Source organism: Mesorhizobium sanjuanii, from assembly GCF_002529485.1.
Classification (GTDB): domain Bacteria; phylum Pseudomonadota; class Alphaproteobacteria; order Rhizobiales; family Rhizobiaceae; genus Mesorhizobium; species Mesorhizobium sanjuanii.
The window spans coordinates 1-6,924 of sequence record NZ_NWQG01000268.1 but is presented as its reverse complement, the minus strand read 5'-3'; the positions used below and the strand labels follow the sequence as shown (position 1 = coordinate 6,924).

Annotated in this window: 8 protein-coding genes; 6 read left to right on the top strand and 2 right to left on the bottom strand. The window is 62.1% G+C overall.

Annotation, left to right across the window (positions count from 1 at the left end; translation table 11 throughout):
- The first annotated feature begins 43 nt into the window (after positions 1–43).
- The 3 genes from CN311_RS30345 (at position 44) to CN311_RS30335 (ending at position 1,876) form a co-directional block, all read left to right on the top strand.
- On the top strand, positions 44–421 hold the full coding sequence (locus CN311_RS30345) for a TIGR02301 family protein (RefSeq protein ID WP_097577271.1): 378 nt from the start codon (positions 44–46) through the stop codon (positions 419–421).
- Between the two features lie 363 nt (positions 422–784).
- Positions 785–1,042 carry a hypothetical protein gene (locus CN311_RS30340; protein ID WP_097577270.1) on the top strand — a complete coding sequence of 86 codons (258 nt, stop codon included), beginning with the start codon at positions 785–787 and terminating at the stop codon, positions 1,040–1,042.
- 42 nt (positions 1,043–1,084) lie between these two features.
- On the top strand, positions 1,085–1,876 hold the full coding sequence (locus tag CN311_RS30335) for a hypothetical protein (RefSeq protein ID WP_165779901.1): 792 nt from the start codon (positions 1,085–1,087) through the stop codon (positions 1,874–1,876).
- Between the two features lie 293 nt (positions 1,877–2,169).
- Here CN311_RS30335 and CN311_RS30330 read toward each other — a convergent pair whose 3' ends face one another.
- Positions 2,170–2,397 (bottom strand): hypothetical protein, encoded by a 228-nt coding sequence (locus CN311_RS30330; RefSeq protein ID WP_097577268.1) that lies wholly within the window; start codon positions 2,395–2,397, stop codon positions 2,170–2,172.
- A 52-nt stretch (positions 2,398–2,449) separates the two neighbouring features.
- The gene (locus tag CN311_RS30325) at positions 2,450–3,781 is read right to left on the bottom strand and encodes a dihydroorotase (RefSeq protein ID WP_097577267.1); all 1,332 of its coding nucleotides are present in this window, start codon (positions 3,779–3,781) and stop codon (positions 2,450–2,452) included.
- 82 nt (positions 3,782–3,863) lie between these two features.
- Here CN311_RS30325 and ygfZ point away from each other — a divergent pair, with 82 nt between their 5' ends.
- From ygfZ to CN311_RS30310, 3 genes are all read left to right on the top strand, one after another.
- Positions 3,864–4,724, top strand: coding sequence for a CAF17-like 4Fe-4S cluster assembly/insertion protein YgfZ (gene ygfZ / locus CN311_RS30320; RefSeq protein WP_097577266.1), 861 nt, complete (start codon positions 3,864–3,866; stop codon positions 4,722–4,724).
- A complete protein-coding gene (locus CN311_RS30315) occupies positions 4,724–5,356 on the top strand; it encodes an HD domain-containing protein (protein ID WP_097577265.1) in 633 nt (210 codons plus the stop codon). The genes ygfZ and CN311_RS30315 overlap by 1 nt, the downstream gene beginning before the upstream one ends.
- Before the next feature lie 65 nt (positions 5,357–5,421).
- Positions 5,422–6,924, top strand: a 1,503-nt coding sequence (locus tag CN311_RS30310) for a putative bifunctional diguanylate cyclase/phosphodiesterase (protein WP_097577264.1), incomplete at its 3' end; no start/stop codon positions are given.

Below are 6,924 nucleotides of genomic sequence, written 5' to 3'. Positions count from 1 at the left end.
GAATCCGCCTTGCGGGCGACAAAATGTTTGGCCACATAGACTTATGACCCGCGCCTCGCTGTTCCTCGCAGCTTGCCTCGCCGCCAGCATGGCTGTCGGCGCGCGGCCGGCATTGAGTGCCGAAGCCCCGTTCGAGCCAGGGTTGATGCGGCTGGCGGAGGTGCTTGGCTCGCTGCATTTCCTGCGCAATCTGTGCGGTGAGAAAGGCGACCAGTGGCGCGTCGAGATGGAGAAGCTGATGGCTTCGGAAAATCCTGGCCCGGAGCGGCGCGCCCGCTTCATCGCCAGTTTCAACCGCGGCTATCGCTCCTTCGGCGGCACCTACACGCAATGTACCGCTTCGGCGACGGAAGCCATCAGTCGTTACATGAAGGAAGGCGAGACGCTGTCGCGCGACATCGCCTCGCGCTACGGCAACTGACGCCAACTTTTCGGCCGCCCTCCGTCTCGGCGCCGTTCGTCACATCGGCATTTGACCCTCCCTCCTTGTTTCCGAGAGCATCTTGGTGCAATCCTCATGTTGCACTTCTGCAACAGCATTAACGAAACGTTACGGCGCAGATGTGGAATTAACTCAAACTGAAGGTTTTCATCCCGCTCGCCGGTCTAATCGGCTAAGTTTTGAATCGGATCGAACGCAGGTTTGCTAGACGCGACGAGCCTTGTCGAAGGCGACCCAAGAAATGTCGTATTTACAATGGCTTATTAGATCCGGGTAAAAAAGGGACAGCCCAAGCCTGATCCGCGTCTATCGGATCGTCGCTTGAAAAGGGTGGACATCGCAATGGAACATGGCGTCAACGACATCGACGCGTTGGTCAGGGAAGAAAAGCGCCTGACCGCCGTGGAAAGCCACAGCGAGGCTTGGGCTGAGGGGCTTTCGGCCGGGATCGAGCCGGAAATCATCGCCGAGGCGGCGCTGGAAACCGCCTTCGGCGAGATGCTGCGCGCCAACGGCGAGACTTCCGCCCTTGCCCTGCTCGACCGCATGCGTGAAAAAGTGATAGCCGGGGCCTTCGAACCGGAAAAGCTGCGGCACTAACCGGCATCCCGGGCGGGCGCGGGAACCAGGGAGAAGCAGGCAGTGATTTTCTCGATGTCAGGCAAGCCGTGTGGCTTGGTCCTTAGCATCTGGCTCGCCGTTTGCAGCGTTGCGATTCCGATTACCCTATGCCTGACGATCAGCCCCGCCCATGCACTGAGTGAAATCAAGCGCGAGGACCTTCCCGCGCCGGTCACGCCACCTGCTGACGACGACATGTCGCCGCCAGGAAGCGCGGTGCCGATGCCCGACCCGCCCGGCACCATGCCGCCCGCGGCCGGCCAGCCGAAACCGTCCGATGAGCCGGAACAAAAAGAACCGGAGGGGCCGGCGAAAGATGGCGGCATGGCCGATCCGGATGCGCCCTTGCCCGACGTCGTCTATGACCTTGGCAAGCTGCCGGAGCCGGTCAGGCGCATGCATGATTTAATCGTCGAGGCCTGCAAGAGCGGCGACATCGAAAAGCTCCGGCCGCTGATCGGCACTGGCGACGCGATGACCCAATTGTCGCTGAGCGACATCGACGGCGATCCGATCGCCTTCCTCAAGGGCCTTTCGGGCGATACGGAAGGCCAGGAAATCCTCGCCATCCTGGAAGAGGTGCTCAATGCCGGCTATGTCCATGTCGATGTCGGCACGCCGCAGGAACTCTATGTCTGGCCGTATTTCTTCGCCCTTCCGCTGGACAAGCTCGACGCGAGGCAAAGGGTCGAGCTGTTCAAGATCGTCACCGCCGGCGACTATAACGACATGAAGCAGTTCGGCGCCTACATCTTCTACCGCGTCGGCATCACGCCTGCCGGAGAGTGGACGTTCTTCGTCGCCGGGGATTGAGCTGCCGTTGTGGAAAACTCCACGCCCTGCCTCGACCCTGCTATTTACTGGCTTATTGGCGCGGATCGGCGGGGGTCTTTGCCGATGCCCGCACCCGGTCAGAGGCGAATGCCTTCATTCGAAGAGCCGAAATAGCAGCTTCGGCCGCGTTAATGTCCATTTGCAAGGACTCGGCCGTGTTGCGCAGTTCGTCATCCGGTGTTCTGGCCTTTTGAACTCCTTCATGACTTCCGCTCGCTGTGTGCCCTGTTGATAGTTTTAGAAGCGAGGAGAAGCGGGAGAGCAGAAGAACTTTACCGGGTGATCAACAGGACGCCATGACCGAATTCGTTGGCTAGGTTCTGTATGAGCAGCTTCTCACGCGCCGTAAGACGCTTCTGATCGATAAAACGCCAATTGCGCTCATAGAGCGCAAATGCTTCCTCGGCGGGAATCGGACGCGCTACGTCACGGTTCCAGGCAAGAGCCTGGAGTTCCGGGAACTCGGCGGGGACAATCATGGGCGCGATATCTGCGTTCATAACGCCAACAACATAATGCACGGTGCTTAAAAAATCCAACACCGTGGAACGGCTACACCGCCAGCGCTTCGGAAAACTCCACCGCCCTGCCCTGTCCAGGCGCGACGATCTCGCCATCCCACATGATCCGCTGGCCGCGCACGATTGTGCCGATCGGCCAGCCAGTCACCTCTTTGCCGTCATAGGGCGTCCAGCCGGCCTTCGAGCCGGCCTGCGCATTGGTGATGGTCTCACGGCGCTTCAGGTCGACAATGGTGAAATCGGCGTCGTAGCCGGCGGCGATACGGCCTTTCCTGGCCATGCCGAAAATGCGCTGCGGACCATGACTGGAAAGATCGACGAAGCGCTGCAGGGTCAGCCGGCCGGCATTGACATGGTCCAGCATGATAGGCACCAGCGTCTGCACGCCGGTCATCCCCGACGGCGAGGCCGGATAGGGCTTTGCCTTTTCGGCCAGCGTGTGCGGCGCATGGTCGGAACCGAGCACATCGACGATCCCTTGCGCAATGCCGTGCCAGACGCCGTCGCGGTGGCGTGCTGCCCGCACCGGCGGGTTCATCTGGATCAACGTGCCCAGCCGCGCATAATCGTCGGCGCTCAGTGTCAGATGATGCGGCGTCGCCTCGCAAGTCGCGACATCCTTGTGCCGTTCGAGGAAGGCGATTTCCTCGGCGGTCGAGATGTGCAGCACATGGATGCGCGCACGCGCTTTCCGAGCAATGCGCACAAGACGCTCGGTGCAGCGCAGTGCTGCAATCTCGTCGCGCCACACGGGATGGGAGGACGGATCGCCCTCGATGCGTTCGCCAAGCCGTTCGCGCAACCGGAACTCGTCCTCGGAGTGGAAAGCGGCGCGGCGACGCGTATTCCGGAGGATCGCGGCGACACCCTCGTCGTCCTCGACCAGCAGGTCGCCGGTGGACGAGCCCATGAACACTTTTATGCCGGCGGCACCGGGCAGCCGCTCCAGCTCGCCGGCATCGCCGGCATTGTCGCGAGTGCCGCCGACCCAGAAGGCAAAGTCGCAATGCATGCGCTCGGAAGCACGCCGCACCTTGTCGGCAAGGGCGGCCTCGCTGGTGGTCAGCGGATTGGTGTTGGGCATTTCGAACACGGCGGTGACGCCGCCGAGCACCGCCGCGCGCGAGCCGGTCTCGAGGTCTTCCTTGTGCTCCAGCCCCGGCTCGCGGAAATGCACCTGGCTGTCGACGACGCCGGGCAGGATATGCAGGCCGCGGCAGTCGATCGTCTCGCCGGCCGAGGCCTGGCCGAGATCGCCTATTGCCGCGATGCGCCCCTCCTTGACGCCGACATCGCGAAGACCTTCGCCGTCATGGTTGACCACGGTGCCGCCTGTCAGGATGAGGTCGTAGGTCGTGGCCATGCCGATCCGGTCTCTTGCGGGGGGAGTGTCAGCGGCTTACGTAAAGGCCGACCGTTTTGCAAGATCAGGTTTTGTCTAGCCCATGCCCTTTGCCCTGCTTAGCGACCGTGCGCTCATTTCGGTGTCAGGCCCGGACGCCGAGCATTTTTTGCAGAACATCCTGACGACCGACCTCGACACGCTTGCTTCCGGCCAGGCAAAGCCAGGTGCGCTTTTGACGCCGCAAGGCAAGATCCTGTTCGATTTCCTCATCTCACGCGCCGACGACAATGCCTTGCGCCTCGAATGCCGCACCGATGTTGCCGACGACTTCATGCGCCGGCTGATGCTCTACAAACTGCGTGCCAAGGTCGAGATTGCCAAAGCCGAGCAAGGGCTTGTCGTTGTTGCGTGGGGCAATGATTCAACCGCTTCACAATCTGATTCAACCAGGGTTGCCGATAACCGCTTTCGCGATGTGGAGGTCGAGCGCCGATATGGCGGCATGGCCGCAGGTGGTGACCTCGCCGCGTGGCAGGCCTTGCGTATCGCTCATGGTATTGCCGAAAGCGGCAGCGACTACCAGCTTGGCGATGCCTTTCCGCATGACGTGCTGCTCGACGAGACCGGCGGCGTCGGCTTTAGAAAGGGCTGCTATGTCGGCCAGGAAGTGGTTTCGCGCATGCAGCATCGTGGCACCGCCAGGCGGCGTGTGCTGATCGCCAGGGCAGAGCGGCCGCTGCCCGCGCCAGGCGCCGAGCTGACGGTCGGCGGACGGCCGGTCGGCACGCTCGGCTCGACGGCCGGCACGACGGGACTTGCCATTGCCCGCATCGACCGGGTCAAGGCGGCGCTCGACGCAGGCCAGCCTGTCATGGCGGGTGATGTCACTGTGTCGCTCACCATTCCGGCATGGGCGAAATTCACTTTTCCGCAGGAAGCCGTCGGCGCGGAGGAAGCCTGATGGCGGCAGATCGTGCCGGGGCGCCGCCGCGCGCCTGGCAGCGCATGTTGTCCGGCCGGCGGCTCGACCTGCTCGACCCTTCGCCGCTCGACATCGAGATTTCCGACATCGCCCACGGGCTTGCGCGCGTCGCCCGCTGGAACGGCCAGACCAGCGGCGATCACGCGTTTTCGGTCGCCCAGCATTCGCTGCTGGTCGAGGCGCTGTTTTCCGAGCTGGCGCCGGACGCCTCGGCTGATGCGCGGCTGGCCGCCTTGCTGCACGATGCCCCGGAATATGTCATCGGCGACATGATCTCGCCGTTCAAATCGGTGATGGGCGGCAGCTATAAGGATTGCGAACTTCGACTGCAGCGCGCCATCCACCTGCGCTTTTCGCTGCCGGCTGAACTCGGCGCCGGCCTGCGCAAGGAGATCAAGCGCGCCGACCAGATCGCCGCCTACTACGAGGCGACATTGTTGGCCGGCTTCTCGACGGCGGAGGCGACCGAGTATTTCGGCCGGCCCCGCGGCTTCAATGCAGAGCGCTTCGATTTCATGCCGCGTTCGGTGACCTGGGCGCAAAACGCGTTCCTCGAACGGTACGCGTCGATCGAGAAATCGCGGCGCCAAACGGTGCAGCCGGCCGGCTGAAAAACGGTAAATTAACCGGAAAGGACAACACTGCCGCGTTCGTTCACGGTCTGCAGGCACGCCTCATGTCCGTCACTCATGTCAAGGCTGGTATGCCCGTCCGCCGAGAGGGGGCCGAGGGCATCGGCTCGCCGCGACGGATAGACGACGAACTGCGCAAACAGAACGATCGCTTTTCGGCGGCCGTCGAGAACATGTCGCACGGGCTGTGCATGTTCGACGCCAATGAGCGCATGATCATCTGCAACGGCAACTATGTCAGCATCTTCTGCCTCGACGCCGAAATCGTGCGACCAGGCATTCGGTTTTTCGACATCCTCCAGCACAGCGTCGAGATCGGCGTCGCCTCGCAGAGCGCCGAAGAACTCTACGCCATCCGCAAGCCCTATATCGACCAGGCGAAACCGTCGACCTACGAGGAAACGCTGTCGGACGGACGTATCATCGATATCTCGCACAGACCGCTGGTCTCGGGCGGCTGGGTGTCGATCTACGAGGACATCACCGAGCAACGACGTGCCGAACGGGAGCTGAAGGAACAGCACCGCCGCTTCGACGCAGCGCTCGCCAACATGTCGCAAGGCCTGTTGATGTACGACGCGAACGGCAAGCTGATCGTGCGCAACGAACGCTTTTTGGAACTCTACAAGGTAATGCCGGCCGACTTTCCGCTTGGCATGAGCCACAATCACGTGATCGAGAAACTCTTGCGCCTCGGCATCTATGCGGGGATCGACATCGATAACGAAATCAAGAACACCGTGGCCAGCCTTCAAGCTGGAAAAATGCGGTCGATCCAGCGCCATCTTGCCGATGGCAGGACTCTGTCCATCGTGCAGCGACCGATGGGCGGCGGTGGCTGGGTGGCAACCTTCGACGACATCACCGAACGCCGACGCGCCGAAGAGCGCATGACCCATCTTGCGCTTCACGATACGCTGACCAACCTGCCCAATCGCTCGATGTTCCGCGACCGGCTCGACCAGGCCTTGGGCGAGGCTGCGAATCTGGCGATACTGTCGCTCGACCTCGACCGCTTCAAGGCCGTCAACGACACGTGGGGGCACCCGGTGGGCGACTGGCTGCTGAAATGCGTGGCCGAACGGCTGCAGCGTTGCTTGCGCAATGAAACAGACGTCGTCGCCCGTTTCGGCGGCGACGAATTCGTCATCATCCAGTTCAATCCCAAAGGCGCTGCCGATACGGAAAAACTGGCAGAACGCATCGTCGACATGATTGGAAAACCGTTTCGCGACAAAAGCCGCGACATGCATGTCGGCATCAGCCTTGGCATTGCGCTTTTCCCCGACGACGGCACAGACGCCGACACGCTCTTGAAAAACGCCGACATGGCCCTCTACCGGGCAAAAAGCGAAGGCCGTAACGTTTACCGCTTCTTCGAGCCCGGCATGGATGCGATGGTGCGGGCGCGCCGCGCTCTCGAAACCGACCTTGAGGCGGCGTTGCCGCGGCGGGAATTCGAGCTGGATTTCCAACCCATCATGAACATCGCTTCCGGCGAAATCGTCGGCGCCGAAGCCCTGATGCGTTGGCATTCGCCGGCACGC